This is a genomic window from Borreliella burgdorferi B31, assembly GCF_000008685.2.
Lineage (GTDB): Bacteria > Spirochaetota > Spirochaetia > Borreliales > Borreliaceae > Borreliella > Borreliella burgdorferi.
Genome location: NC_001318.1, coordinates 39706 through 65280 on the forward strand (window position 1 = coordinate 39706; position 25575 = coordinate 65280).

General features: G+C 28.7%; 27 protein-coding genes, 1 tRNA gene and 1 other RNA gene. 9 read left to right on the forward strand and 20 right to left on the reverse strand.

Annotated features, from left to right (window positions below):
- The first annotated feature begins 120 nt into the window (after positions 1-120).
- Positions 121-972 (forward strand): protein-glutamate O-methyltransferase, encoded by an 852-nt coding sequence (locus BB_RS00200; protein WP_002665509.1) that lies wholly within the window; start codon positions 121-123, stop codon positions 970-972.
- Positions 973-1055: 83 nt separating this feature from the next.
- Here BB_RS00200 and phoU read toward each other — a convergent pair whose 3' ends face one another.
- Genes phoU through BB_RS00220 form a run of 4 tightly spaced genes read right to left on the reverse strand, consistent with a single transcriptional unit; the run spans position 1056 to position 5649 of the window.
- Positions 1056-1727, reverse strand: coding sequence for a phosphate signaling complex protein PhoU (phoU, locus tag BB_RS00205; protein WP_002556647.1), 672 nt, complete (start codon positions 1725-1727; stop codon positions 1056-1058).
- Positions 1728-1737: 10 nt separating this feature from the next.
- Positions 1738-2778, reverse strand: a complete 1041-nt coding sequence (locus tag BB_RS00210) for a tetratricopeptide repeat protein (protein ID WP_010889664.1) — start codon at positions 2776-2778, stop codon at positions 1738-1740.
- The gene (locus BB_RS00215; RefSeq protein WP_002556649.1) at positions 2775-3176 is read right to left on the reverse strand and encodes a hypothetical protein; all 402 of its coding nucleotides are present in this window, start codon (positions 3174-3176) and stop codon (positions 2775-2777) included. The genes BB_RS00210 and BB_RS00215 overlap by 4 nt, the downstream gene beginning before the upstream one ends.
- 25 nt (positions 3177-3201) lie before the next feature.
- The gene (locus BB_RS00220; RefSeq protein ID WP_010889665.1) at positions 3202-5649 is read right to left on the reverse strand and encodes a chromosome segregation SMC family protein; all 2448 of its coding nucleotides are present in this window, start codon (positions 5647-5649) and stop codon (positions 3202-3204) included.
- A gap of 91 nt (positions 5650-5740) precedes the next feature.
- On the opposite strand from BB_RS00220, the gene BB_RS00225 reads away from it, so the two are divergent.
- Positions 5741-6286: a ribonuclease HII gene (locus tag BB_RS00225; RefSeq protein WP_002656722.1), complete on the forward strand. Its 546-nt coding sequence runs from the start codon at positions 5741-5743 to the stop codon at positions 6284-6286.
- A gap of 19 nt (positions 6287-6305) precedes the next feature.
- Here the strand turns inward: BB_RS00225 and bpuR are convergent, their stop codons facing one another.
- On the reverse strand, positions 6306-6674 hold the full coding sequence (gene bpuR, locus BB_RS00230) for a transcriptional regulator BpuR (RefSeq protein WP_002556652.1): 369 nt from the start codon (positions 6672-6674) through the stop codon (positions 6306-6308).
- Positions 6675-6824: 150 nt separating this feature from the next.
- Between bpuR and BB_RS00235 the strand changes: the two genes are divergently transcribed.
- Positions 6825-6896: transfer RNA gene (locus BB_RS00235), tRNA-Gly, on the forward strand.
- Positions 6897-6982: 86 nt separating this feature from the next.
- Here the strand turns inward: BB_RS00235 and ssrA are convergent.
- Positions 6983-7344: a transfer-messenger RNA gene (ssrA, locus tag BB_RS00240) on the reverse strand.
- 117 nt (positions 7345-7461) lie between these two features.
- Between ssrA and BB_RS00245 the strand changes: the two genes are divergently transcribed.
- Both BB_RS00245 and BB_RS00250 read left to right on the forward strand, forming a co-directional pair.
- A complete protein-coding gene (locus BB_RS00245) occupies positions 7462-8136 on the forward strand; it encodes a queuosine precursor transporter (RefSeq protein WP_010889667.1) in 675 nt (224 codons plus the stop codon).
- Positions 8137-8211: 75 nt separating this feature from the next.
- Positions 8212-8901, forward strand: coding sequence for a queuosine precursor transporter (locus tag BB_RS00250; protein ID WP_010889668.1), 690 nt, complete (start codon positions 8212-8214; stop codon positions 8899-8901).
- On the opposite strand, the gene BB_RS00255 is transcribed toward BB_RS00250, so the two are convergent.
- Positions 8898-9554 (reverse strand): TrmH family RNA methyltransferase, encoded by a 657-nt coding sequence (locus BB_RS00255; RefSeq protein ID WP_002658321.1) that lies wholly within the window; start codon positions 9552-9554, stop codon positions 8898-8900. The genes BB_RS00250 and BB_RS00255 overlap by 4 nt on opposite strands.
- An 81-nt stretch (positions 9555-9635) precedes the next feature.
- Between BB_RS00255 and ung the strand changes: the two genes are divergently transcribed.
- Entirely contained in the window at positions 9636-10307 is a 672-nt protein-coding gene (gene ung, locus BB_RS00260; RefSeq protein ID WP_002656594.1) for a uracil-DNA glycosylase, read from the forward strand.
- Positions 10308-10406: 99 nt separating this feature from the next.
- Here the strand turns inward: ung and secG are convergent, their stop codons facing one another.
- The 8 genes from secG to trxA form a co-directional block, all read right to left on the reverse strand.
- Positions 10407-10769: a preprotein translocase subunit SecG gene (gene secG / locus BB_RS00265; protein ID WP_002658319.1), complete on the reverse strand. Its 363-nt coding sequence runs from the start codon at positions 10767-10769 to the stop codon at positions 10407-10409.
- 15 nt (positions 10770-10784) lie between these two features.
- Positions 10785-11546 carry a triose-phosphate isomerase gene (gene tpiA / locus BB_RS00270; RefSeq protein ID WP_002658317.1) on the reverse strand — a complete coding sequence of 254 codons (762 nt, stop codon included), beginning with the start codon at positions 11544-11546 and terminating at the stop codon, positions 10785-10787.
- Between the two features lies 1 nt (position 11547).
- A complete protein-coding gene (locus BB_RS00275) occupies positions 11548-12729 on the reverse strand; it encodes a phosphoglycerate kinase (protein ID WP_010255334.1) in 1182 nt (393 codons plus the stop codon).
- A gap of 19 nt (positions 12730-12748) precedes the next feature.
- On the reverse strand, positions 12749-13756 hold the full coding sequence (gene gap / locus BB_RS00280; RefSeq protein WP_002658311.1) for a type I glyceraldehyde-3-phosphate dehydrogenase: 1008 nt from the start codon (positions 13754-13756) through the stop codon (positions 12749-12751).
- A 72-nt stretch (positions 13757-13828) separates the two neighbouring features.
- Positions 13829-15799: a tetratricopeptide repeat protein gene (locus tag BB_RS00285; RefSeq protein WP_010889669.1), complete on the reverse strand. Its 1971-nt coding sequence runs from the start codon at positions 15797-15799 to the stop codon at positions 13829-13831.
- Positions 15796-16575, reverse strand: a complete 780-nt coding sequence (locus BB_RS00290; protein ID WP_010889670.1) for a hemolysin family protein — start codon at positions 16573-16575, stop codon at positions 15796-15798. The genes BB_RS00285 and BB_RS00290 overlap by 4 nt, the downstream gene beginning before the upstream one ends.
- Entirely contained in the window at positions 16576-17043 is a 468-nt protein-coding gene (gene ybeY / locus BB_RS00295) for an rRNA maturation RNase YbeY (RefSeq protein ID WP_002658307.1), read from the reverse strand.
- 83 nt (positions 17044-17126) lie between these two features.
- A complete protein-coding gene (gene trxA, locus BB_RS00300) occupies positions 17127-17480 on the reverse strand; it encodes a thioredoxin (protein ID WP_010889671.1) in 354 nt (117 codons plus the stop codon).
- A gap of 73 nt (positions 17481-17553) precedes the next feature.
- Here trxA and BB_RS00305 point away from each other — a divergent pair, with 73 nt between their 5' ends.
- On the forward strand, positions 17554-18270 hold the full coding sequence (locus BB_RS00305; RefSeq protein ID WP_010889672.1) for a 16S rRNA (uracil(1498)-N(3))-methyltransferase: 717 nt from the start codon (positions 17554-17556) through the stop codon (positions 18268-18270).
- 53 nt (positions 18271-18323) lie between these two features.
- On the opposite strand, the gene BB_RS00310 is transcribed toward BB_RS00305, so the two are convergent.
- The 5 genes from BB_RS00310 to BB_RS00330 form a co-directional block, all read right to left on the reverse strand.
- On the reverse strand, positions 18324-19331 hold the full coding sequence (locus BB_RS00310) for a PASTA domain-containing protein (RefSeq protein ID WP_020948684.1): 1008 nt from the start codon (positions 19329-19331) through the stop codon (positions 18324-18326).
- A 64-nt stretch (positions 19332-19395) separates the two neighbouring features.
- Complete coding sequence (gene fmt / locus BB_RS00315) at positions 19396-20334, reverse strand: methionyl-tRNA formyltransferase (protein ID WP_002658299.1); 939 nt, start codon at positions 20332-20334, stop codon at positions 19396-19398.
- Positions 20331-20828, reverse strand: a complete 498-nt coding sequence (gene def / locus BB_RS00320; protein WP_002662034.1) for a peptide deformylase — start codon at positions 20826-20828, stop codon at positions 20331-20333. Before def ends, fmt begins: the two co-directional genes overlap by 4 nt.
- 34 nt (positions 20829-20862) lie before the next feature.
- A complete protein-coding gene (locus BB_RS00325) occupies positions 20863-21552 on the reverse strand; it encodes a hypothetical protein (protein WP_010889674.1) in 690 nt (229 codons plus the stop codon).
- Positions 21549-23327, reverse strand: a complete 1779-nt coding sequence (locus BB_RS00330; protein ID WP_023003273.1) for an aminopeptidase P family protein — start codon at positions 23325-23327, stop codon at positions 21549-21551. The genes BB_RS00325 and BB_RS00330 overlap by 4 nt, the downstream gene beginning before the upstream one ends.
- A gap of 114 nt (positions 23328-23441) precedes the next feature.
- On the opposite strand from BB_RS00330, the gene BB_RS00335 reads away from it, so the two are divergent.
- Entirely contained in the window at positions 23442-24323 is an 882-nt protein-coding gene (locus tag BB_RS00335; RefSeq protein WP_002658292.1) for an HAD family hydrolase, read from the forward strand.
- A 9-nt stretch (positions 24324-24332) separates the two neighbouring features.
- Complete coding sequence (locus BB_RS00340) at positions 24333-25571, forward strand: aminopeptidase (protein WP_002656022.1); 1239 nt, start codon at positions 24333-24335, stop codon at positions 25569-25571.
- Positions 25572-25575 lie beyond the last annotated feature (4 nt).

Here is a 25575-nt window from a genome sequence, read left to right on the forward strand (position 1 = left end):
TGCAATTGAAATATCTAACTTAAGCTATACGCTTAAGTATTATAGAACTAAAAAAATTTTACATTTCTAGTATGAAAACGAATCGCTATGGATAAAAAAGGAGAATGAGATCAAAAGTATATGAACACGAATCAAAACAAATTCAACCTTAATATAAATATAACTAAGGACGAACTTTCAAGATTAATAAAAATAGTTTACAATAATTTTGGAATCAATCTCAGCGAAAAAAAAAAGCTGCTAATTGAAAGCAGATTATCATCTCTTCTGAAAGTTAAAGGTTTTAAAAATTTTACTGAATACATCAACTTTTTAGAAAAAAGCACTGGAAATATTCAATTAATCGAATTAATAGACAAAATATCAACAAATCATACCTATTTTTTCAGAGAATCTAAGCATTTTGATTTTTTAAATAATAAAATATTACCCAAACTTACTGAAAAAATATTAAACTCAGAAAACTCAGAAATTAGAATATGGTCAGCTGGCTGTTCAAGTGGTGAAGAGCCTTATACAATTGCAATGATGCTAAAAGAATATATGGAACATAATAGAGTAAATTTTAAAGTCAAAATCTTAGCAACAGACATTTCAATTAGCGTTCTAAATGAGGCTCGTGAAGGGATTTATCCTGAAGATCGCATAATAAATTTGCCCAAATATTTAAAAATTAAATATTTAAATCAACTTCAAGATGATAAATTTCAAGTTAAAGAAATTTTAAAAAAAATGGTTTACTTTAAAAAATTAAATTTAATGGATGAGAAATTTCCATTTAGCAAAAAATTTGACCTAATATTTTGCAGAAATGTCATGATCTATTTTGATGAAAAAACTAGGAATAACCTTGCCAATAAATTCAACTCCTACCTTAAAAAGGATTCTTATCTTTTAATTGGACATTCAGAAACAATCAGAGGAAACAAAAATCTTGAATACATAATGCCTGCCACCTATAAAAAGAATTAATGCTTATGCGCATCAATTCTTTTTATAATAAATTTTCTATTATGCAAAATTTATTTAGCTTAAAAGGTCTAAAAATAATACTGCTAAGTTAAGTTTACTTTTTCACCTATTCTAATAAAATAGAGCAATTCACCAATTGTTGCTACATGATCGCCTACTCTTTCTAAAAAACTATTCAAAAATAATATATTTAAAAGATAATCCAAATTTTCAGGATTTTTTTTCATTGCATCAATAACAATACTTTTCTGCTTTGAAAATAATTTATCTATTATATTGTCATACTTAACTATCTTTAATATTTTGGTAAAATCTCCATCAAAATATGCGTCAAAAATATCAGACAACATTTCTTTAGCTGTATCGGCCATTTCTCTTAAAGGTTTAAAATATAAATTAAGAAAATCAAAATCATCCAAATCTGATTCAAGTAGAAGAACAACCTTTACAATCTTAGTAGCATGATCTGCAATCCTTTCAAGAGAGCTTATTATTTTAATAATTGCTAAAATTTCTCTAAGCTCTGTAGCAACAGGATGCTCAGTTGCAATTATTCTTCCGCACAAATCTTCAATATCGTACTGATAATCATCTATTATTTTTTCATCTTCATTGATTATTTTTTTGGCTAAATTTTTATCTTTAGATTCTAAGGCTATTAAAGAATCATCGATAATCTTAAGCACACATTCTTTCATATCCCAAAGATAATCTTTTATTATTTCAAGTTGTTTAGTAAGCTTTCTCCTTATCATATCATGTCTCCTAAAAAAACCGCTTTAAAAATAAATATCTTATCTTGGCTCTCTCATAATAATAACTAAAAGGGTAATTATCAATAACCAATTTATAGTAATGCAAAGCCTTTAAAAAATCTTTATGCTTGCTCTCAGACTCATAAAGTTTTCCCAACAAATAACTATATTTGTCTGAAAAGCTTGAATTAATATACTTAGGAAAGTAAAGAGAGCTAAAATTTAAAGCAAACTCATGCTCTCCCCTTGTTACTAAGAATTCAAAGATCTCAAGATAAATGCTCTCAGAAAAATCAACATTCTTTTCAACTAAATATCTAGCGTTCTCTAAAACCTCTTCTTTAATATTTAATTCTATAGCAAGCCTAATTAGATCAAAAACAATGCTTTGAAAATATTTACTCTTCAATTTCAAATAATTTTCATAAGATTTTAAATAATCACCATTTTTATAATGAATTTCCGCCTTCAATAAAATATATTTATCGTCATTGAAATTATACTTATTAAGCAAATCTATTGCTCCTTTGTAATCATTTATGTAGGACAAATTTAAAGCCCTAACAATAATCTCTTTAGAAGTTGCCCCGCTAATACTCCCCCCCCCAAGTTCAAGATTATTACCAGTTTCAATGTTATTGTCCCTGCTAGAGCCACCACCAACGCCTTGTGGAATTGCAACTTCAAAATTCTTTGTAATTTTCAAGATAATTATTTTATTAAATTCACTTGAATCTTTAACATTTTGATAAGTGAAAACCAATTTAATTTTGCCTTCTTTTTTAAAAGTCTGAAAAGTAAAAACAGCACCGTTATCATAAGATTCTCCAATTAACTTAATAAAAGCTTCATTTTCAATGCTTTTGATATAAATCCAAGACTCATCTTTAAAAGAAAGATTAAATTTTGAATTGGTATTTACACTAATATCTACCTCTCCACTACTAAAATCAAGCTCATACGAATCGTCTTGACTTATAAAAGCTGGCTTAGAGTAAACTTCAAAAACAATAAATAGCAAACTTATATAAATCAAATATTTTCTAATCATTTGGAAATTTCTAAAATCTTATCTATTAATTTTTCATTCTCCTTCTCAATATCAACGTTAAATAAATTTTCCTTTTTAATCCAAAGATCCTTGAAAAAATTCTCATCAAGAAATTTATTTTTAATCAATCCATCAACAACTAAATTCTTATTTAAATTTTCATTTAAAAAATCAGGTCTTGGAATAAAAAAATCATCCATATTTAGACATTCATTTAAATCAAAATAAAAATCTTCCATATCAACTAATTTAACCTTAGCGTCTAAATTGTCTTCAACACACTTTTGAGATTTTTCCAACATTTGTGTTGAATAGAAATAAGTAATACCAGAAACAATAAAAATCAAAAATACTGAAATTAAAAAATATTTTCTAAAACTAAACTTTCTATCTTGCATGTTAATTTCCTTAAATCTAACTTAATTATATATTAAACACCCTGCTTTCACCATTATCAAGTGTAATACCTATCAAATTTTCACCACCCTCAGAAACATATGCATTATGGGTTATTACTAAGAGTTGGAACTTTTTACCCAATTCTCTTAAAAGTAAAGAAAGTTTTTTGCTATTTTCAAAATCAAGAGCTGCATCTATTTCATCAAGCATGCAAAAACAAGCAGGAGAATAATAATAAAGTGCAAATAAAAAAGCCATACTAACCAAAGTACTCTCGCCCCCTGAAAGCATGTTATTGTTTTTGACAAACTTGTTTGAAAAATTTATTCTAATCTCAACATTATCGGTATTTTCATTATAAAAAAGACTAGCGGTTCCTTTAAAAATTTTTTTAAAAAAGAAAGAAAAATTTTTATTAATCTCATCAAATGATTCTCTAAATTTTTTATAAATCTCATTTTTTATTTTTTTTTGAAGCTTTTGTAATGAATATTTTGAAAGCTTTAAATCTTCTACTTGTAAACTTACTTTTTCAAAACGCTCCTTAGTTTCATCAAACTCTTTATCAATATTGAAAAATACATAATCACCCAGCTTGATTGCATCTATCTCTTTGCGCAACAACTCTCTGGTTGCAAGATCTTCTTCCAATTCAAATTTATCAGACATTTCATTAGAAACATTGAAATTTTCTATTTCGCTCTTAATGCTTACATTAGAATTTAAAAGAAATTCGTATTCTGTCTGTTTTTTTATATATTCATAATAATTAGTTTTTTTAAAATCATTCAAAAAAACTAAGGAATTAAAATCTTTCTCCTTAAAAGACTCACTACTGAATTTTGAAGCACCAATAAGATTGCTTAAATTAAGCTGAATATCGCTTTTTTCTAAATTTAAATTTTCAAGCTTTAAATATAAGTCTTTAAGCTCTTCATCAAGGCTATTCTTAGATTCAAATAAAAATTCTAAATTACCATCTATAAGTTTAATTTCATCCAAATTTTTAAACTTAGAAAGCTCTATATACTCAAGCTCACCCAATACATCATTTAATTGAAGAGTCTTTTCTTCGATTAATCTCTCGATATTTGTTATCTCTTTAGCAAGATTTGATTTTAAAGCATTTTTTTCAAGCAAAAATTTTTTCAAATTAACATTTTGATCAAAAATAGGTTCAATTTTATCCCTCAATAAAGCCAAAAGATTCTCATCTTTGCTTATATACTTGATTAAATTTACCCTAATCTCTTTAATATATTTTATACTCAATGATTCTTCAAAAAGTTTAAGAGAGTCTAATATATGCTCTTTTAATAAAACAAACTCTTCTGATTTGGCACTCCTTAATACAGACAAAATTAGATCAACAAGTTCAAAAAAACTTTTAGTATACCTATTAATCTCGTCACTTAAAGAAAAAAAATCATTTTTCTTTTCTTTAAGCAAACTATTTAATTGATATAAATTATTATTTATAGAATTCTTTTTCTCTTCAGACTCAGATTTGCTCTTGACAAACTTATCTTCCAAATTCATCTTTAACGTCTTTTCTTGCTCTAATTTTTGAATTTTAATCTCTAGCCCAAGAATTTTAGACTTCATAAGCTCAAGATCTTTTTCTAATTCTTGAATATTATTAATAACATTTTTTTCTCTAAATGAATAAAATTCTAACTTTTCTTTAAAACCAGAAGACAAAAATTTACTCAAACCGTCTAAATTTAATTCGCTCTTCAAGACATTAAGATCAAAATTAATATTGAAAAGCTTTTTTAACGTTATTGTTTTTTCTAAAGCTTCTAATTTTTGACTTAAATCTTGATGTTTTTTTCTCAAAAGGAAAACATTTTTTATGTTATCGTACTTTTGCCTTAAATTTTCTTGCAGAGACAACAAAGATGATAAATTTTGACTAGATTGCTTAAAATTTTTCAAGGCCTCTTCTTCTTCCATTTTTAAAATATCTATTCCGCTTGCTTGTTCAATCAAAGATTTGAGATTTACATTTCTTTCCAAAGAAATGTCCTCAACCCTACCTTGAGTTATAAACATATAAGGCGATTTTTTAAACTTAAAACTGTTCAAAAGTCTATTATAATCTTGAAAATTCAAAATTTTATTATTAAAATAATATTCACTTGAACCATCCTTATAAAGACGCCTGCGAATATAAAAATCTTCATTAAATTCCTTTAAAGTCGATTTTTCAGAGTTAATGTTGCTAAAAAAAAGAGTTATTTCGGCAAAATTTGATTTTCCTGATTTTGAAACAGAAATTAAATCAGAAATATCTTCAACCCTTAAAAATTTTAAATTATCTTCTCCCATACAAAAACGTACAGCATCAATAAGATTGCTCTTCCCACATCCATTAGGCCCCACAATAAAACTTAAATTTTCACCTATTTCAAACTCTTGTCTATTTAGAAAAGATTTAAACCCTAAAAGCACTATTTTTTTTAAAACCAAACTAACTCCCAATTAAAATTAAAAACCAATTACTGATAAATCTACAATTTCATATTATAATAAATAAAAATATTTTAAAAAAAGGTCAATTATGATTTGCGGAATAGATGAAGTCGGAAGGGGTTGTATTTTTGGACCTATTCTAAGTGCTGCTGTGGTTTTCAAAAAAAAGCCCAGCTTTATAAAAGAATTGGATGATTCTAAAAAACTAAAAAAAGAAAAAAGAGAGTACCTATCCTCATTAATACTTGAAAACTCATATTATGCATTTGCTGAAATTTCAAATATAACAATAGAAAAAATAAATATTCACAACGCATCCCTTCTTGCAATGCAAACTGCATACGAAAACCTAAAATTAAATTGCAGCTTAGTACTTGTAGATGGCAAATTTGTACCCAAAATAACAGCAAAAAATGTTAAAGCAATAATTAAAGGAGATTCAATAATAGATGAAATAAAAGCTGCTTCAATTATTGCTAAAGTTAAAAGAGACAAACTAATGGATAAATATGATAAAATTTACCCATTGTATTTACTCAAAAAAAATAAAGGATACCCCACAAAAGAACATAAAAACGCAATAAAGAAATATGGGGTCTTAAGCCTTCATAGAAAAAATTTTAAACTAATTTAAAAAATAAAAATAATAAAATTTAATAATCCTTCTTTTTAAATCGCCCGCCTGATAAATGAGATTTCTTATCAAATCTAGAATCGTCTAATTTAGATCTCTCCCCATATTCACCATACCCTTTATTATGCCTTGCAGAAGAGCCAACGGACCCCGTAGATACTTTCTGCTTAATAACCGCTATTGCCTTAAGCAAATTGGATTCAAACTCATTTATATTCTCTTCATATACAAAAATAGAATGTCTTTCAAAATCTCCACTTGGACTTCTTTTGCTCTCTACAATATTTAAAAAATAATCTCCTTTTCTATTTTCCTTGACATTAAAAAAATAAGTTCTCTCAGACTCTGTAAATAGTTTTTCAGAGTATACTTCCCCTCTCTCTCCCATCAATTTCCTCCACACAAGTTTTTGTACTTGACTACATTTAAGCTAAATTAATTGTACTTATTTAAAAAAAAAATTGCTAGCTAAAAATAACATTACAATAAATCTTATTGACATAAATTGATTTTTTTTATATAAGTAAATTATTGTATTGCGTCCTTCGTATAATGGCTATTACCTTAGCCTTCCAAGCTAATGATGTCGGTTCGATTCCGATAGGACGCTTAAAATAATGACAACAAATTTTCTAAGCTTAGCAATGCTTGTTGGGAATAAGAATTATGTTTAAAGGATAAAAAAAAGAATAAAATAAATGGAGATGGCGGGAATTGAACCCGCGTCCTAAAAATAATACTATAAGCTTCTACAAGCTTATCTAGTATTTTATTAAGCAATATGGTTTGGAAATACTAGCAAACCACCAAATTGCTCTCAAGTATAAAAGTCCCTAAAAATCAACTTGAAAACATTTTTAAGCAAGCTTTGATGTCGAAAAGAGTATAAGTGAACCTCAAAGCCAAATTCAACAAAACCCTCTGCTAACTTAAGCAGCCATTACAAGATTTGAGCTTGTAAAGTTATTATTTTTTGCATTTATTTTAGAAGTTTTAAGAGATTCCCTCTGCCTGCAACTTACAATATTAACATTTTCAGTCAAATCCAAAACATCCCCTCATATAAAGGTTATTATAGCATAATTTTAAGAAAACAACAATACTTACCGCCTTATTTGAAAAAACTAAGCTAAAATTTTATAATAGTAAATCAAATATCAGTAAAAGGTAATTTTATGTTTAATGAATTTTTATGGTTTGGCGTGCTATTTACCACTTATTCATTTTTGATTATTGTATCCATTTTTTTTAAAAAAAACGGATTATTTGCATGGGTTGCAGTAGCAATTATTATAGCAAACATTCAAGTTTTAAAACAAATTACAATATTTGGAATTAATGCTACATTGGGCAACATTATTTATACATCATCATACATTGCAACAGACATGCTCTCAGAATTTTATGGAGAAAAAACTTCAAAAAAAGCCGTTTATATTGGATTTATCAGCTTTATTATCTTTGCAGTATTAACAAATGCGCAAATTCACTTTATGTCAAATAGGACTCAAGAAAATTTTAAAAGTTTAGGAAACATTTTCTCTTCAATGCCAGCTTTACTACTAGCCTCTCTTGTTGCATACCTAATATCCCAATTAAACGATGTTTATCTATATCAGCTTATTAAAAAAAAATTTCCTAGGTTTTTATTTTTCAGAACCAATGGATCAACATTAATAAGTGGCTTAATAGATACAACAATTTTTGTAGGCATAGCAACATATTTCAAAGTATTTCCAAAACAAGCTTTCCTAAATATAGTAATTTTCACATACGTAATTAAAGCTGTAGCAGGTGTCTTGGGAACGCCTTTCATATATTTTGCAAAATATATAAAACTTGAAAAATGAAAAAGTTATTTGCAAGAATAAAAAACTTTATCTAAGATAATCAATCTGCTACAATTAAATGTTATGAATAAGGATATGTTTGATTTAAGCTTGTGGACAGGAATGTTTCTATTTATATATACAGCATTGGGAATTCTTTACCGATTTTTTGGAAAATCTGGGCTTTTTTGTTTCAATGCAATTATTTCAACAATGTCAAACATTATAATATTAAGAAATTTAAAAATATTTGGAATGTCCTTAAATTTATCAGGCATTACCTTTTTATCAGCAGCATTCTCTTTAAACTTAATGGTAGAAAAATACAGCAAAAAAGAAGCAACAAAATCCGTGGTATTGAGTCTTTTGCTAAACATAACTTTTACAATTATGCTTTATTTTACGATACTATTCAATCATAATAAATTAGACACCGCAGATATTCATCTTAAAATACTGTTTAATAACTCTACATACATTTTAACAATATTAATTGGAACGTATGTGTTTTTTCTATCCCAATATACAAACATCTTACTATATAATTATTTAAAGCAAATAAAAATAAAATCTTTATGGATCATTCATCCTCTATCAAGACTAATTTCTGGATATCTGGCTAATTTTCTAGTTTCAATATCTATAAATACAATACTTAAATTCTACCCTGAAACAAAAAATATCGAACTTACAAAAGGCTCTCTAATTATTACATTAATAATAATTGCAATCGATACCATTTTTTACCTATTTATAAATTCTTGGAAAAAAATAAAAGAAGCTTAAGAATTAATAAGATTCTCAATAAATTGATAATTTTTAACAACTTGTCTATAATATTTTAATCTCAAATTTGATTTCTCAGCTTCATTTAGCAAGTAATCAATACTACTTTTTCTTAAGCGCATCAATAAAGAATACATAACTATTGCAACAGCTACAGAAATATTATAACTTTGAGTAAACCCATACATAGGTATTTTTACATATAAATCAGCAGCTCCCAATACCTCTGCACTAAGCCCTGTTAATTCAGTCCCAAAAAATATCGCCATTTTATTGTTAATTGTCAAATTTTCAAGATTTATTGATTTGGGATTCAAAGATGTGGCCACTATACTATATCCATCAGATTTCAACCTATCAATTGCAAACTTAGCATTTTTATACTTATTTAAATTTATCCATTGTGAAGATCCTAAAGTAACATCTGGATTTAAAGTATGCTTATTCTTTTTTTCAATGACATGAACATCACTAAGTCCTAAAATTTCGCCTGTTCTAATAGTAGCACTTGCATTTTGAGACTGAAAAATGTCTTCTAGAACAAATGTTAAATAATTGGTACGAAGATTTAATACTTTCTCAATCCTAGCTTTTTTTTCATCTGTAATAAATTTAGACAAAACACCTATTCTTTTTAATACATCATCATCCATAATAAAAATTAAATTTCAAAAATAACAAATCAGTCCTTTAATATATTTCAAATTGCAAACTATTTCTTATATAATACAAAAATGAAAGTAAAAATTGAAGAATCTTGGAAAGAAGTTTTAAACAATGAATTTAACAAAGAGTACTTTAAAAAGCTCGTGAAATTTATTAAACATGAATATAAAACAAAAAATGGAAAAATATTTCCTCCCCCAAAACTCATATTCAATGCTTTTAATTCTTTACCATTTAAAGACATAAAAGTGGTAATAATTGGACAAGATCCATACCATGGAAAAAACCAAGCAAATGGACTTGCTTTTTCTGTAGATTCAAAAATTAAAATTCCACCATCTTTGCAGAACATATTTAAAGAAATAGAAAAAAGCTTAAAAATAAAAACCATCCCAAACGGAGATTTAAAAAGATGGGCAATTCAAGGTGTATTTCTAATAAATACAATTTTAACAGTCGAAGAAGGCAAACCTTCTTCTCACAAAGCTATTGGGTGGGAAATTTTTACAGATGAAGTAATAAAAATAATCTCTAAAAATTTGAAAAACATTGTGTTTATGCTTTGGGGCAATTTAGCAAGAAGTAAAAAAGGGCTAATTGACCCAACAAAGCATCTAATTCTTGAAACAAGTCACCCATCTCCATATTCAGCAAACAATGGATTTTTAGGATCAAATCATTTTAGCAGTGCTTTAGATTATTTAAAAAAACACAATAAAAACATAATAAACTTTCAATAAAATTAATAAATTTAATAATGGTTATGATTTAAAATTCCTTTATGTAAAAAACTCTGAGTAAATACTACTCATAGTATACACAACAGTAACCAATTTAAATTATTTTTCTTTCAAATTGTTTTCTTTAATTTCATTAATATTAGCATCTGATTCACTATTCTCATCATCCCAGAAAGTTGAACTATTCTTGTTTTCAGTCTTTATGTCATTTAGAAAGCTATCATCTGCTCTTCTGGTGTTTAGAAAAGATAACAAAACTACAAAGATAAAAAAGAGTGCTATAAAAAATCCAGTAATTTTTACAGCAACACTTGAAGACTTTGCCCCAAAAATAGAAGAACTACCACCCCCAAAAACACCACCTATTCCATCACCCTGCTCATCTTGAATTAAAACTAAAAGGATAATAAAAATCGAAACAATAACAAAAATTATAAAAATAAAAAATCTAACTAAATCCAAAACAAACCTCTTCAACTAAAGAACATTGTTAATTATAGATAAAAAAGATTCGGCCTTTAAAGATGCTCCACCTATTAGCGCACCATCAATATTAGGCTCATTCATAAGCTCTTTTACATTGTTTGAATTAACAGAGCCTCCATACTGAATTATAATATTGTCTGAAGCTGACTTTGAATAAAGCTTCGTAATCTCAAGCCTAATTGCCTTATGAACCTCTTCTGCCTCTTCTTTAGTTGCGGTTTTACCCGTTCCAATTGCCCAAACAGGTTCGTAAGCTAAAATTATCCTTTGAATATCTGATTCAGAAACACAATTTAACCCCTTTTTAACCTGATTTAAAACAACCTCTAAAGTTTTTCCAGAATCTCTTTCATCAAGAGTTTCTCCAACACAAAGAATTAAGTATTTGAAAGGATGCTTAAGTCCTGCAAGAATCTTTTTATTTATTATTTCATCTGTTTCTGCTAAATACAACCTACATTCAGAATGACCAAGTATAACATATTCTACTCCAAATTCTAAAAGCATTGAAGGTGAAATTTCACTTGTCCTTGCTCCACTTTCCATATAAGACATATTTTGAGCACCAAGGAGAATGTTACTACCCTTAATACATTCTGAAACCTTAGATAAAGCCGTAAATGGGGGAGTTATCATTATTACAACATCATCTTTTAAGGTCTTAACCTCAGTTGCAATTTTTTTTGCAACAATAGAAGCTTCTGCACTTGTATAATGCATTTTCCAATTTCCCGCTAAAAATGTTTTTCTCATTTTAATTCTCCAAAACCTTAATACCCGGCAAAATTCTCCCTTCAAGATATTCAAGCGATGCACCACCGCCCGTTGAAACATGAGTAATCTTATCAGATAAATTAAATTTATTAACAGCTGCAACAGAATCTCCACCACCAACAACGGTTAAACCTGAGCAAGATGCTACCATTTCGGCAACCTTAGCAGTCCCTTTTGAAAATGAATCAAATTCAAATACACCAAGAGGACCATTCCAAATTATAGTTTTGGCAGTTTTCACAACATTTTCAATTTCTTTTAAAGTATTAGCTCCAATATCCATGCCAATCTTGTTTTCAGGAATATTAAAGGAGTCAATATACTCAGGAATTGAATTTTTGTTAAAATCATCAGCTACAATATGATCAAGTGGTAAAATTACTTTAACGCCCAGCTCTTTTGCTTTCTTTAAAAAAGAAGATGCTATACCAATATATTCGTCCTCTAAAAGAGATTTGCCTATAGAATATCCTTCGGAATGCAAAAAAGTATAAGCCATTCCACCGCCAATCACAACTACATTAGACTTTGACAAAAGTGATTCTAGTACCGCAATCTTTGAAGAAACCTTAGAACCACCAATAATTGAAACAAATGGCCTTTCGGGATTTTTTAATATTCCACCAAGAAATTTATCTTCTTTTTCCATTAAAAATCCACCAACAGACGGCAAATAATCAGCAACTCCCACAGTTGAAGCATGAGCTCTATGAGCTGCGCCAAAAGCATCATTTACAAAAACATCTCCATTTTCAGAAAGTTTTTTTGCAAAATTTTTATCGTTTTTCTCTTCTTCTGCATAAAACCTTACATTTTCAAGCAATACAACATCCCCATCCTTCATTTGCAAGGTACTATTTACAACCTCACTTCCAATACAATCAGAAAGCATCTTGACATCTTGGCCTAAAAGCTCTGACAACCTATTGGCAACCGGCTTAAGAGAATATTTAGGATTTTTCTTTCCATCTGGTCTACCCAAATGACTTACAAGCACAATCCTAGCTCCTCTTTCTTTTAGATACTCTATTGTAGACAATGCTGCCCTAATTCTAGTATCATCGCTAATGCTCCCCTCTTTTAGGGGAACATTAAAATCACATCTTACTAAAGCTCGCTTGCCCGCAAAGCTACTAAAGTCTTTTACTGTTTTTATTGACATTTTATTACCTTAAGCTTACTTATTTTACCAATTTTTGAGCAAGATCAACCACTCTTGTAGAATATCCAAACTCATTGTCATACCATGACAATATCTTTGCAAATCCATTTTCAAGAACCATTGTCTCAAGACCATCAACAATAGAAGAATGAGAATTCCCCTTTATATCTGAAGATACAATTGGATCTTCCGTGTACCCCAAAATACCTTTAAGCTCAGGCGTTTCTGATGCCTTCCTGAGCACAGAATTAATCTCTTCTTTTGTAACATCCTTTTTCTTAAGTTGAACTGTAAGGTCAACTATTGAACCTGTTGGCACAGGCACCCTCATTGAAGTACCATTCAACTTACCCTTAAGTTCGGGCAAAACAAGTCCAACTGCTTTTGCAGCACCGGTTGAAGTTGGAATAATAGAAAGTGCAGCAGCTCTTGCCCGTCTAAGATCAGAATGAGGAAGATCCAAAATTCTTTGATCATTAGTATAAGCATGAACTGTTGTCATAAGTCCTTGTTCAATTCCAAATGATTCATGAAGTACTTTTGCAAGAGGAGCCAAGCAATTGGTTGTACATGAAGCATTTGACACAGCCTTTAAATCAGAATTAATATCGTGATCATTTACACCAAGAACTATTGTTTTAATCTCGTCTTTAGCAGGAACTGTTAAAATAACTTTCTTAGCCCCAGCATGATTCACATGATCAAGATATCCCCCTTTATCACTAGTTGCTGATGAAAAAACACCTGTTGACTCAATTACAACATCAATTCCAAGCTTTGCCCAAGGAAGATTTTTTGGGTCTCTCTCAGCAATAATTTTTATTTCTCTTCCATCCACAACAATGGCACCATCTCTTGACTCAACTTTTTTATTATATACTCCAAAAGTCGAATCATACTTTAAAAGATGTGCAAGAGTTTTAGGATCTGTTAAATCATTTATTGCGACAATATCAATTCCTCTTTCAAAAGCAATCTTAAAAACATTTCTACCAATACGCCCAAAGCCATTAATAGCCAATTTCATACAAAATCCTCCAATTTTTTGATTTTATTCTTACTAGAATTATTAAATCACAAATTAACAACAAGTGTCAAACTATCTTTTTATAAGCACAGTGGCTCCTTCTTGAACATAATCCTTTAAAAAGGTAGAAGATTTTACAATGCCTCTAGAAATATAATCACTTATATCCTCAATTAAAATCTCGCCTAAAATATCTGATTTTTTGTAAACAATAAAACCAGAATCTCTAGTATCACTGTTTAAAGCACCTTCTTTAAGAATCAAAAAAACATCGCCTTTTACAACACCGTTTACTTGGCCAAGATTAATAAGAGCATCGTCATTTTTAATTTGAAGAATCTTTCCTTTTTTGGGCAAATAATCATGAAAATCTTTTGAAAGAGAATTTAAAGCATTGCTTAAATAATTAACACCTCCCACATCATAAGAGAAAGAAACAAGCTTAATCCCTGTTTTACCTGAAAAAATATTCACTACCAAGGTAGCTGTATTTTTCAAAATATCTGCCTTAAAATCAAAAATTAAAAATAAATCCAAATTATTATTTCTTGAATAAGAAAACCCTTCAGAAAAATTATTAATCAGATAGTCTCTATTTTTATTGTAATCAAAATTATAGTTAACTATTTCCATATTTAAATTACGCTCAAGCACCCTTTCAGCGTATCTCAATATCAAATCATTTGCCCCAAAAAACTTATTCTCACTTTGAGTAAAAATAGCCATTTTATAAACCACTCTGTCATCGTAAAGCTTATTAAAATCAGCAATGCTTTTGTATCCATATTTATAAAATAAAGACTTTCTAACATCAAAAGACACAACATCGTAAAAATCTAAAATTCTAGAATCAGTAGAATTTCTTTGTTTTGCTAAATAAAAAAGCTGCTCATATGCCATAATATCTAAATTCATAAGCTTGTATATTTTTGAAAGCAAAAACCTAGCACTATCATTATCAGGCCAAATATCAACAGCATTTTTTGCATTAAACAATGCTTTGTTTAAATTTAAAGATTTAAAAGCTTTAAGCCCCTCATTTTCATAATGCTTAGAAATTCTAGCATTGGAATTATTTTTCAAAAAATTTCTAAAATTAGATGCAAAAAAACTCTCCTCAAGAGCAATATTATAAAATTCTAAATCTTTTTTGAGATTTTTAGCTCGCTCTAAATTTAAAATAGCCTTTTCAATATCTCCAAATCTTAAGTAAGAATACCCCAATAAATAATAAAGCTCATCAGAATCTTTATTAACTAAAATAGCTTTCTGCAATGCTTCTATTGCATCCTCATATTTAAATTCATGCAAATAAACAAGCGCAAGCAATCGATACGCATCAACAACTCCAAAATCTTTGTAAGAGCTTTCAATTAAAGCCAAATAATTTAAAGCATACTTTTCAGCAAGCCCCAAATTATTAATACTAATATAAAATTCAGCGACTCTTTTATGAAAATCTGGAAAAGATAAAAAATTTACCCTGACTTTATTTATCAAATGTCTAATCTTGTCATGCATTCCTAGCCTTTGATAAATGTCAATAAGATGCTCAAAAGCACTATAATTATTTTGACTATAATCAAGAATAGATAAATAATAATTAGCAGCAGCTATAAATAATCCATTTTTTTCAAAAATTGAAGCAAGTCCAACCAAAGCATCAATATTATTCCTTTGTTTGACTAAAACCTCAGAATAGATTTTTTTTGCTTGATCAATTTTATCGTTTTTTAACAATATATTTGCATAAAGAATTTTATATTCAGTGTCTTCATTGGACATTTTAGAGGCTTTCTCTATGAAAAATTGTGCTTGAGTATATATCTTAAGGGAATAGTAAATTGATGCAATAAATTTATAAGCTTCATAATAATTGGGATTAATTTTTATAGCCTCAACAAGCTCATCAATAGCATCATAATACCTTTTAGATAAATAATACTCATTAGCCCTTTGATAATGTCCTAATGCTGTAGTATCACTTCCTAATAGAACACTAAAATTAAAAAGGAATAACATTAAAAACCAATTAAAATTCATAAACCTTCCTTCTCGGAAATCTTTATCACCTTAATATTTCTTTGATGCATATTTTTAATCGAAAAAACCAAATTGTTATATTCCACCTTTTCATTTTTCAAAGGAATCCTCCCAAAAAGATCATAAACGAAACCGCCAAGAGTATCAAAGTCTCCATTTGGCAAATTTAAATTAAGTTTCTCATTTAAATCCTCTATTAAAATTCTTGCATCACAAAGATAAGATCCATCATCAAGACGAACTATTTCATCAAGCTCATTGTCAAATTCATCTTGAATGTCACCTACTATCTCTTCAAGAATATCTTCAAGAGTTACAAGCCCCGAAACCCCACCATACTCATCAACCACAATTGCAATATGAACATGATTTTCTTGAAATTCTTTTAAAAGAGAGTCTGTTTTTTTGCTTTCGGGGACAAACATGACCTTTCGCATAATATCTTTTAAGTCTATTTCGTAGAAATCTTTTTTACACATATGTAATAGTATGTCTCTTGTATGAATTATCCCAACAATATTGTCAATGGTACCATGATACACAGGAAATCTTGAATGACTGCTAGATGTTACAACTTTTAAAAGCTCGTCCTTGCTCTTAGCATAATCAACAAATATAACTCCTATCCTAGGAATCATAATCTCTTTTACAACAGTCTCTTTAAGCGCATTGAAGTTTTTTATCAAAGAAGTTTCAATATTCGACTTATCTTCAAGATCATTTTCTGGGCTTCCTTTTTTCTTCTTTTTGTTTTTAAAATTAAAAAATCCCAACATCTAAAATACCCTTTTATTTTCTTTTAAGATATTTTCTTGAAGAATCAACATACCTTCCTTTTGAAAATCATTAGTTTCATGTTTATATCCCATTAAATGCAAAATCCCATGAATAGTAACACGTTGAAGTTCTTCATAAATTTCAACATTAAACTCTTGAGCGCTGAATTTTAAATATTCAAAAGATATTACAAGATCTCCTTGTATTTTATAATTTATGCCATCAACCAAATCTTCGTTAAGCTCATTATGTTCATTATAATTAAAAGAAAGAACATCAGTTGGCTCGTTCTTGTTTCTAAATTTATTATTCAATTCTTGTATATAAGCATTATCACAAAGAATAACTGAAAGTTCAAAATCGCTAATGGAAAGAGCATTCAAAACAGATACAACAAAATCATAAAAAACATTAAGATGTTCAAATTTAATATTTTCTACCAATAAATTCAAATCAGATTTGGACAAATTAAATATACCCTAAAATAATCCACATATAACTTACAAGTATGATTAATTGCTATAGCAATTAAATTATTTTATTTTGCAAACTAAAAACCAAAAAAATCCTTAATTATGTTTTCAAAAGCATCTTCTTGCAAAAAGCCAACAGAAACCTTTGGCTTGCCATCAACAGGAATAAAAAGAATAGTTGGAAGACTTTGTACTCCAATCGCAGAAGAAATATCTTGTTCCTTATCTGTATCTACTTTGTAAAAATCAATGCTATTCTCGTACTTTTTAGAAAGTTTTTCAAAAATCGGAGAAAGCATTTTACATGGACCACACCAATTAGCATAAAAATCAATTATTGCGGGTCTATCACCTCTAAAACTCCACTCTTTATCATTTTTATAATCAAAAACTTTAACAACAAAATCTTCTTCGGTTAAAGAAATAGCCATATATTTTACATGCCCCCCTATCGACTTAAAATTATATCACAAATACAATATTAATAATAAGGAATTATAAGAAATGAATCTAATGTTAATAACTTTTAATGAATTTAAAACAGGAATTTCACTCAATGATACTAGGGCAGAACATCTTGTTAAAATCTTAAAATTAAAAGATAACGACAAATTTAAATTTGGTATTCTTGGAGAAAAAAACATTTACCACTGCATTTACAAAAAAGATAAAAAACTATTTTTCAAGAAAATCTTTAAAGTAGGTGAATCTAATAAACTTAAAAAATTATATGTGCTAATTGGAATGATAAGACCAATTGTTGCCAAAAGAATCATAAAAGAACTTGCTAGCATTGGAACATACAAAATAATTTTTTTTAACACTGAGCTTACTGAAAAATCATATTTAAATTCTAAAATCTTTAAAAACAATGATTGCGAAAAACATTTAATAGCCGGAGCAATGCAAGGAAAAATAACATACTTACCAAAAATAAAAATTATAAAAAATTTGAAAGAAAGCCTTAAATATATTCAACAAGAAAATTTTGAAATAAAAATATTGCTTGAAAAAAATAGTGAAAAAAATTTAATTGATATAGAACAAATAAACAATGCGGTCATTATTGTGGGACCTGAAAGAGGATTTACAGAAAAAGAAAAACAATTAATAGCACAATATAATTTTTCCCCTTACAGCATATCCACAAACACCCTGAGAACAGAAACAGCCACAATTGCTGCATCTATTATTACAGCATCAAAACTAATTAATATGTGATTTTATATTAAAAATTTTTTTATCATTTTAAATCAATATGTTTTTGAGCACAATTAATTTATAACTGTTTGATTAATCAGCTTATCATAAATATAAAGCTCAATCATAGAACCTTTATTAACCTCATAGGGCAACTTAATAAGTCCTCCCTTTGACTTAAAGGAATAAATCAAAGAATTTTTACCATCCACGCCTTTTAACCTAACAGATATATCGACATAAGATGGATGTTGTCTTAATTTATAAGTCAAAATTCCAAAAACAATTTTATTGTCAACCTTGGGCTTTGCAATAGTAATTAAAATTTTATCTGATTCATTTATTTTAGTTCCAGGCGGAATAGACTGAGAAATAATATTTCCAAAATCGCCGATATTTGCCAAATCAATGTCAAAGTTAATGCTATCGCTTAAAAGAGAAGCAATTGCATCTTTATAATAAATTCCAACATAATTTTTAACATGTTTGTCCAAATGATCTTTACCCTTACTAATTAAAAATTGAAGATCCGTTAAACTTGATATTTGACTACCCGGTGATGGATTTTGACTAATTATTATTCCTTTTGGCAATTCGCTTTCAACCTCAAGAGGTTGAACAATATGGTAAAGTAATTTAGAATTATCAAAAGAATTGGCCTTTAAATTAATAATAACATCGTCAATGTTTTTACCAATAAAACTATCAACTCTGTTTATTATAGCCCCTTTGCTAATGAAAATTATAACCTTATTGCCATGTCTTAAAACAGTTCCTGGTTTTGGACCCTGATCTATTACTTTCCCTTTATCAAGAGCACTTGAAGAAAATTTAAATTCAATGTGCGGAATCAACTCTTTTCTCTGCAATTCAAGAACAGCATCCTCAATAGCAAGAGAATAAAGATTTGGAACGACTGTAATCTCATTATTTTCTAAAACCATAAAGAAAATTGCAAAAGAAACAATTAAAGATCCAAAAATAACTAAAAGCAATGCCTTAATTGTGGTTTTGGGCAAAATCAACATTTCATTATTGCAATTTTTGTCACTCTGAGACAGATCTAATTTATTTTTAAACAATTCCCCTTCATTAGAAAATTTATTTTCTAGATTGTCATTATTATTAAAACTAATATATCCCCCCCTATTCTATTGAAGAAAACACTTGCCCTATTAGCTGCCTACTTCCATTATAAAAGGACTTAAAATCCAAAACCTTTCTTCCAGGTCTTTGAACTTCTAAAAGCAAAAGAATCCCTTTCCCGGTATTAACAAATAATCCTTTTTCAGGATTAAAATCAACAATTTCTCCTATTTTTCTCTCCTTATATAAATCTACCTCCAAAAAATCGGCGCGATGAAAAATAATGTCGTTATAATCAAGCCTAACTCTTACAAGTGGCCAAGGATTGCACGCATTAATTTTATTTTTAATCTCAAATGCACTTAAATTAAAATCTATAAATCCAGATTCTTTTTTTAAAAAAGAACAAAAAGTAGCTTCGCTTGATTTTTGAGGAATTCCCAAAAAACCCTTGCTAATTTTTTCCAAAGCTTCTAGAACAAGGCTTGGACTAAGGCTTGATACAAGTTTTGAAATATCATGACTTGTATCATAAGATCTTATTTTAAAATTTTTTTGCACTAAAATATTGCCACTATCCATTTCTAAAGCCATACTCTGAATAGTAACACCGCTAACACAATCACCATTTAAAATTGCAGATTGAATCGGAGAAACGCCTCTATATTTGGGTAAAAGAGAAGGATGAACATTAATACATCCCTTTGGGAAAAGATCTAAAAATTCTTTTTTAAAAATCTTGCCATAAGAAAAAACTAACATTAAATCTGGATTCAAATCTCTAACTAAATTTAATACATTATCATCAAGAATCAAAGGATCAAGAACTTTAATATTCCTAGCAATAGCCTCTGACTTTATTACATTTTGACTTAACTTTTGTCCTCTACCCTTGGGTCTATCAGGCAAAGTCAAAACTCCCACCACTTCATAATGCTTTACAATCTCTTTGAAAACTTCTAAAGCAATAGAAGAAGAGCTTACAAAAAATATTTTCATTTTGCCTTAAGCCCCCTTTCTCTCATATAAGGCTTTAGTAATTTATTTTTTAACTTTTCTTCGTAATAATCAATAAAAAGAACTCCATTTAAATGGTCCATTTCGTGCTGAATAATTCTTGCCAAAAAATCAGAATTTTCTATAGTAAAAGATTTTCCATTCTCATCATGAAAATTTATTACAACAGCTTTAGGCCTCATTAAATCATAATAAACTCCTGGTATACTCAAACACCCCTCTTTGTAAGAACTAAACTCATAAGAAGTCTCTATGATTGAAGGATTGATAAAAACCAAAGGCCTTGCCATTTTATTCTCTCTAACTACAAAAAGCGCCAAATCAAGGCCTACTTGGGGAGCAGCAAGCCCAACTCCACCGCTAATATCCATCAATTCTATCATCTTTTTAGCATAATCTCTAATCTTATCGTCAATATTCTCGATTTGCTTTGTCTTAACACGAAGCAAATCATTAGGATAAAATACCATTTCCATAAAAACCCATCCCCCTTTCAAACAAAAAAGACACTTATTTTATTTTTCCAAAAAGCTTCCATTCTTCATTTCCCAATAATGAAAAATAAATATTACCAATCCTAGACTTAGGAATAGCATAAAGCTTGTTTTCATTAATATCTTTAAAAACTAAAAATTCTTTAAGATCTGTATCAAAAAGAACAAGCTTTCTGTCTTTACCATTAAACTTTAATCGCCAATCACCTTTTAATGTTTTGTAAAAAAAGGTTCTCTCATCAGCAGTATTAATTTCATAATCTTTTTGCTTTTTTAAAACACTTGTTGATTTTATAGCTCCCATAACATAGTTTAAAAAATCCTTATCAAATTGAACACTGCTCAAAACAGCTCCCACATAAGCTGCCTTTATTTGCTCATTCTTAGAATCAACAAAAAAAATAGTCGGACTTTTTTGTAGATTAATTTTATTAAAAATTTCATTATCCTTATCAATAACTAAAAAAACACTTTTTCTAGATACTTTGTGAATAATTTCACCATTTGTAAAAGAGTTTAAAAAATCTTTTATTAAATTTTCTTTAATATCTCTACCAACCAAAATTAAAACATTTTTATTCAATTTTTGAGCTTTTTTAATTGCAACCTCATAAGAACTCTCAAAAATAATATCTTCCGGAGGCAAAGAAAACAAATTTGAAAATCCTTGATTTAAAATCATTAAAAATGCAATTATAAATCTCATATTTTACTTGTTAGCTTTGCTAAAAATTCCAACTCTCCTTCATTATCAAAGCGCTCTTTTAATGTTAAAAATACACATTCATGATAATCATTGATATAATTTAACTCATCTTCTGAGAGCATTTCTTTTACTATCAATTCCTTTTCAAAAGGAACAAGGGTTAAATTCTCAAACTCTAAAAAAGCTCCAAAGTCATTTGTAAAAGCTTGCCTTACAAAAACTAAATTCTCAATTCTTATTCCGTGACTAAATGTTCTATAAAGACCAGGCTCAATTGAAACTACCTCAGATCCTTTAAAAAGATAACTAGAATTAGGACTAATAGAAACTGGAAGTTCATGAACATTAAGAAAAAACCCAACACCATGCCCAGTGCCATGAATAAAATTCAATTCATTTTTTAAAAGCGGTAATCTACAAATTCCATCAAGAAAAGCTCCGGAAGATCCATATGGAAACTTTAAAGAAGAAAGGCCAATGAAAGCCTTAAGAACCAAAGTATAGTCGCGCTTTTCTTCATCAGAGGCATCACCTATTAAAAAAACTCTTGTAACGTCTGTCGTACCAAGTCCAAAATATGAACCCCCAGAATCAATCAAAAGAAGACCATTGGTATTTATTTTTCTACCTCTTTTGGGCTTATAATGCGGAAGAGCTCCATTTTCTCTAAAACCAACTATTGAGTCAAAGCTAGAACTAAAAAAATCTTTATTCAATTTTCTAAAATGCAAAAGCATATCAGCAACATCTATTTCATCTAATTCAGACAATTCAACCTTGCTAAGACTTTTAAATTTACGTAAAAATTTAATCAATGCAATAGCATCAATAATATGCGCTTCTTTCATCTTAAGAAGTTCATAATCGGTTTTTAATGCCTTAAGACTACTTATAATACTCTCTCCCAAAATGATATTAGTCTCACCAAGAACTTTTAAAACCCTAACATTGGCATAAAATGAAACAAAAAATTTACCTTCGTGCTTTATTTTGTCCAAAAAACAGTAAAAATTGCTGTAAGACTCTATTTCAAAATTTTCCATTTCAAGTGCTTCTTTAACACCCGAATCAAGTTTTTTTRTGTCAACAAAAAGAACATTTTTTCGATTTTTATTCCTAGATATTAAAAGAAACGAATAAAATAATGCTGATTCTTCAACATCTGCCCCTCTTAAATTCAGCACCCAAGCAATCTCATCAAGAGCAGTAATAACATAAAAATCTGCCAAATTCTTTTCTAAGATCAAATAAATAGATTTGATTTTTTCAGCTCTTTTGTTATTCTTCTCAGCATCAGCCAATTCAAATACATGGCTAAACTCAAGCTGGGGTCTAGATTTCCAAATTAAATCAATTAGATCTTGATTTAAAGCCTTGATATGTGTATTTTTACATTTTTCAGACAACTCTTTATAAAACTTTATACTAATCTCATCTGAATAAATTCCAAGCTTTGATTCTTTAAGATTCAAATTTATATACGTAAAAATATCAGGAGATCCTTTTACTCCAAGCTTTATTAATGCAATTTCAGTTCCCTTAAGCTCTTGCTCGGCCTGTAAAAAATACCTACCATCTGTAAAAAGAACAGCTTTTGATAATGTTATAATTACCGTACCAAAGCTACCAGAAAAACCTGTAATAAACTTACGAGTGCTATATCTTTCATGAGAATATTCACTAAAATGAGGATCATAGCCTGCTACCAAATAAGCATCAACCCCATTATCTCTCATATGATCTCTAAGCAAAGCTAATCTTTTATTAATATCCAAAAAAATCCCCTTTATACAACCTTACTAATATTAGTATACCAAATAATTATCAATTTAAAAAAAAAAAATTATTTGATATAATTTAGCTTGAAATTAACTCCTAAAGGATAAAACATGAAAAATATTAAAGCGGTTGCCTCTGATCTTGATGGCACTCTTTTACTATCAAAAAGCTATATTGGAGCCTTTACAGAACTTGTAATTAAAAAATTAACAAAAGAAAAAAAGAAATTCATAATAGCAACAGGAAGAAGTAAAAATGAAATCATTCAAATTATAAAAAAAACAGATCAACTGCAAGTTTCATTTTTCATTACATTAAACGGAGCAAAAGTTTACAATCAAGAATGGAAATTAATAAAAAGTCATAATTTATCTGCTGAAGTGGTAAAGAAGATTTTAAATTTAAGAGACGAGAAATTTAGTCACATACCTCATTTTTTACATAAAGCAGATCAAAACGACGACCAATTAAATATTGACATCAAGACTAAAATTGCAATTGATCAATGTAAAAAATTGCAAAAAGAATCCAATGTCTTCAGACATGAAATAATCAGCCCAATCAATAAAATTCAAGAAATTAAAGACTTTAACGAGCTTAAAAATTTTGAAAATGTTGCAAAAATAATACTAGCTGGCGGAGAAGAAAGCCTAATAGAATATGAAGCAATGATTTTAGAGAAATATAAAGGAGAAATAAATGCATACCTTTCTACCCCAAATTCACTAGAAATTGTAGATCATAAAGTCTCCAAAGGTAATGCATTAAAAGAAGTTCTTAAAACTATAAATATTAATTTAAGCGAAACCATAGCTTTTGGAGATGGCTTTAATGATACTGATATGCTAGAAAATGTTAAAAAGGGATTACTAATGGGAAATGCAAATTATAGATTAAAAGCAATGCTTCCTTACTTAGAAGTAATAGGAACAAATGATGAAGAAGCTGTTGCAAACTACATTAATGAGAATGTCTTAGAAGAACCTATTTAGGAGGAATAAATGGAGAAAGATTTAATAAAATATGCAGAGCTTATAATTTTAAAGGGAATTAATTTGCAAAAAAATCAATGTGTTTTAATTCAAGGTTCAATCGACAATTATAATTTTTTGAAAATATTAGCAAAAAAAGCTTATGAACACGGGGCTAAGTATGTCAAGCTAAACATTAAAGACATTGATATTTTAAAATCAAGACTAAAATTTTCACAAGAAGAAAGCTTGAAATTTATTCCAAATGCAGAAAAAAGCTTTTTAGAAGAAATGGTTCAAGATAAATGGGCAAGAATAAACGTCGATGATACAGAAAATTTTGAAGACTTAAAAGAAAGCATTGGTCAAAAAATGTCAATTTATCAAAAAGCCTTAAATTTGGCAAGCAAAACCTTATCACAAGCAATAATGAGCAACGAAATAGCCTGGTGCGTTGTTTGTGCACCAGGTCCAAAATGGGCTTCCAAAGTTTTAAATAAAAAAGAAGGAAGTCAAACTTTAGAAGAATTTTTCAAAATACAAAAAAAAATATTATTACTCGACAGTGAAAATCCAATAGAAAGTTGGGAATCCCATGGAGAAAAACTTCACAAAAGATGCAAAACATTAAATGAACTTAACCTAGAAAAGGTAATTTTTAAAACCGAAAAAACAAACTTGGAAGTATATCTGCTTGAAACTTCCCTATGGACAGGTGGAAGCGAAAAAATCAAAGGAACAGAAATAGAATTCAATGCCAATATGCCAACAGAAGAGGTTTTTACAACTCCAAACTATAAAAAAACAAAAGGCATCGTGTACGCCACCCGCCCTGTAATGGTTCTTGAGACACTAATATATGGAATGTGGTTAAAATTCGAAAATGGAAAAGTTGTTGACTTTGGCTGTGATGATGAGAAGCAAAAAGAAATATTAAAATCACACATTGAAACCGACATTCAAGCAAAATATATAGGAGAAGTAGCATTAGTTGACAGTAGCTCCCCTATTTATCAAAGCAATCTTATTTTTTACAGCACATTATATGATGAGAATGCAAGTTGCCACATAGCACTAGGAGCTGCATATCCATCTTGTTTAAGCAATGAAGAAGATTTAAAGACCGATGCCGATAAGCTAACTTACGGATGTAACGTTTCATTGATACATACAGATTTAATGATTGGAAGCGATGACTTAAATGTCATTGGTGTAGACAAAAATGGAAAAGAGTACACAATAATAAAAGCTGGTAAATTCGCAATATAAAAGG

Excerpts from the sequence above, each read along its gene's own strand:
- gap (WP_002658311.1), bottom strand. The coding sequence starts at position 13,756 with ATGAAATTGGCTATTAATGGCTTTGGGCGTATTGGTAGAAATGTTTTT.
- BB_RS00325 (WP_010889674.1), bottom strand. The coding sequence starts at position 21,552 with ATGAGATTTATAATTGCATTTTTAATGATTTTAAATCAAGGATTTTCA.
- def (WP_002662034.1), bottom strand. The coding sequence starts at position 20,828 with ATGGAAATGGTATTTTATCCTAATGATTTGCTTCGTGTTAAGACAAAG.
- BB_RS00225 (WP_002656722.1), top strand. The coding sequence starts at position 5,741 with ATGATTTGCGGAATAGATGAAGTCGGAAGGGGTTGTATTTTTGGACCT.
- BB_RS00340 (WP_002656022.1), top strand. The coding sequence starts at position 24,333 with ATGGAGAAAGATTTAATAAAATATGCAGAGCTTATAATTTTAAAGGGA.
- BB_RS00210 (WP_010889664.1), bottom strand. The coding sequence starts at position 2,778 with ATGATTAGAAAATATTTGATTTATATAAGTTTGCTATTTATTGTTTTT.
- BB_RS00290 (WP_010889670.1), bottom strand. The coding sequence starts at position 16,575 with ATGTTGGGATTTTTTAATTTTAAAAACAAAAAGAAGAAAAAAGGAAGC.
- BB_RS00215 (WP_002556649.1), bottom strand. The coding sequence starts at position 3,176 with ATGCAAGATAGAAAGTTTAGTTTTAGAAAATATTTTTTAATTTCAGTA.
- BB_RS00285 (WP_010889669.1), bottom strand. The coding sequence starts at position 15,799 with ATGAATTTTAATTGGTTTTTAATGTTATTCCTTTTTAATTTTAGTGTT.
- ung (WP_002656594.1), top strand. The coding sequence starts at position 9,636 with ATGAAAGTAAAAATTGAAGAATCTTGGAAAGAAGTTTTAAACAATGAA.
- fmt (WP_002658299.1), bottom strand. The coding sequence starts at position 20,334 with ATGAAAATATTTTTTGTAAGCTCTTCTTCTATTGCTTTAGAAGTTTTC.
- BB_RS00245 (WP_010889667.1), top strand. The coding sequence starts at position 7,462 with ATGTTTAATGAATTTTTATGGTTTGGCGTGCTATTTACCACTTATTCA.
- BB_RS00250 (WP_010889668.1), top strand. The coding sequence starts at position 8,212 with ATGTTTGATTTAAGCTTGTGGACAGGAATGTTTCTATTTATATATACA.
- tpiA (WP_002658317.1), bottom strand. The coding sequence starts at position 11,546 with ATGAGAAAAACATTTTTAGCGGGAAATTGGAAAATGCATTATACAAGT.
- BB_RS00275 (WP_010255334.1), bottom strand. The coding sequence starts at position 12,729 with ATGTCAATAAAAACAGTAAAAGACTTTAGTAGCTTTGCGGGCAAGCGA.
- BB_RS00335 (WP_002658292.1), top strand. The coding sequence starts at position 23,442 with ATGAAAAATATTAAAGCGGTTGCCTCTGATCTTGATGGCACTCTTTTA.
- bpuR (WP_002556652.1), bottom strand. The coding sequence starts at position 6,674 with ATGGGAGAGAGAGGGGAAGTATACTCTGAAAAACTATTTACAGAGTCT.
- BB_RS00305 (WP_010889672.1), top strand. The coding sequence starts at position 17,554 with ATGAATCTAATGTTAATAACTTTTAATGAATTTAAAACAGGAATTTCA.
- phoU (WP_002556647.1), bottom strand. The coding sequence starts at position 1,727 with ATGATAAGGAGAAAGCTTACTAAACAACTTGAAATAATAAAAGATTAT.
- BB_RS00200 (WP_002665509.1), top strand. The coding sequence starts at position 121 with ATGAACACGAATCAAAACAAATTCAACCTTAATATAAATATAACTAAG.
- trxA (WP_010889671.1), bottom strand. The coding sequence starts at position 17,480 with ATGGCTATTTCTTTAACCGAAGAAGATTTTGTTGTTAAAGTTTTTGAT.
- BB_RS00255 (WP_002658321.1), bottom strand. The coding sequence starts at position 9,554 with ATGGATGATGATGTATTAAAAAGAATAGGTGTTTTGTCTAAATTTATT.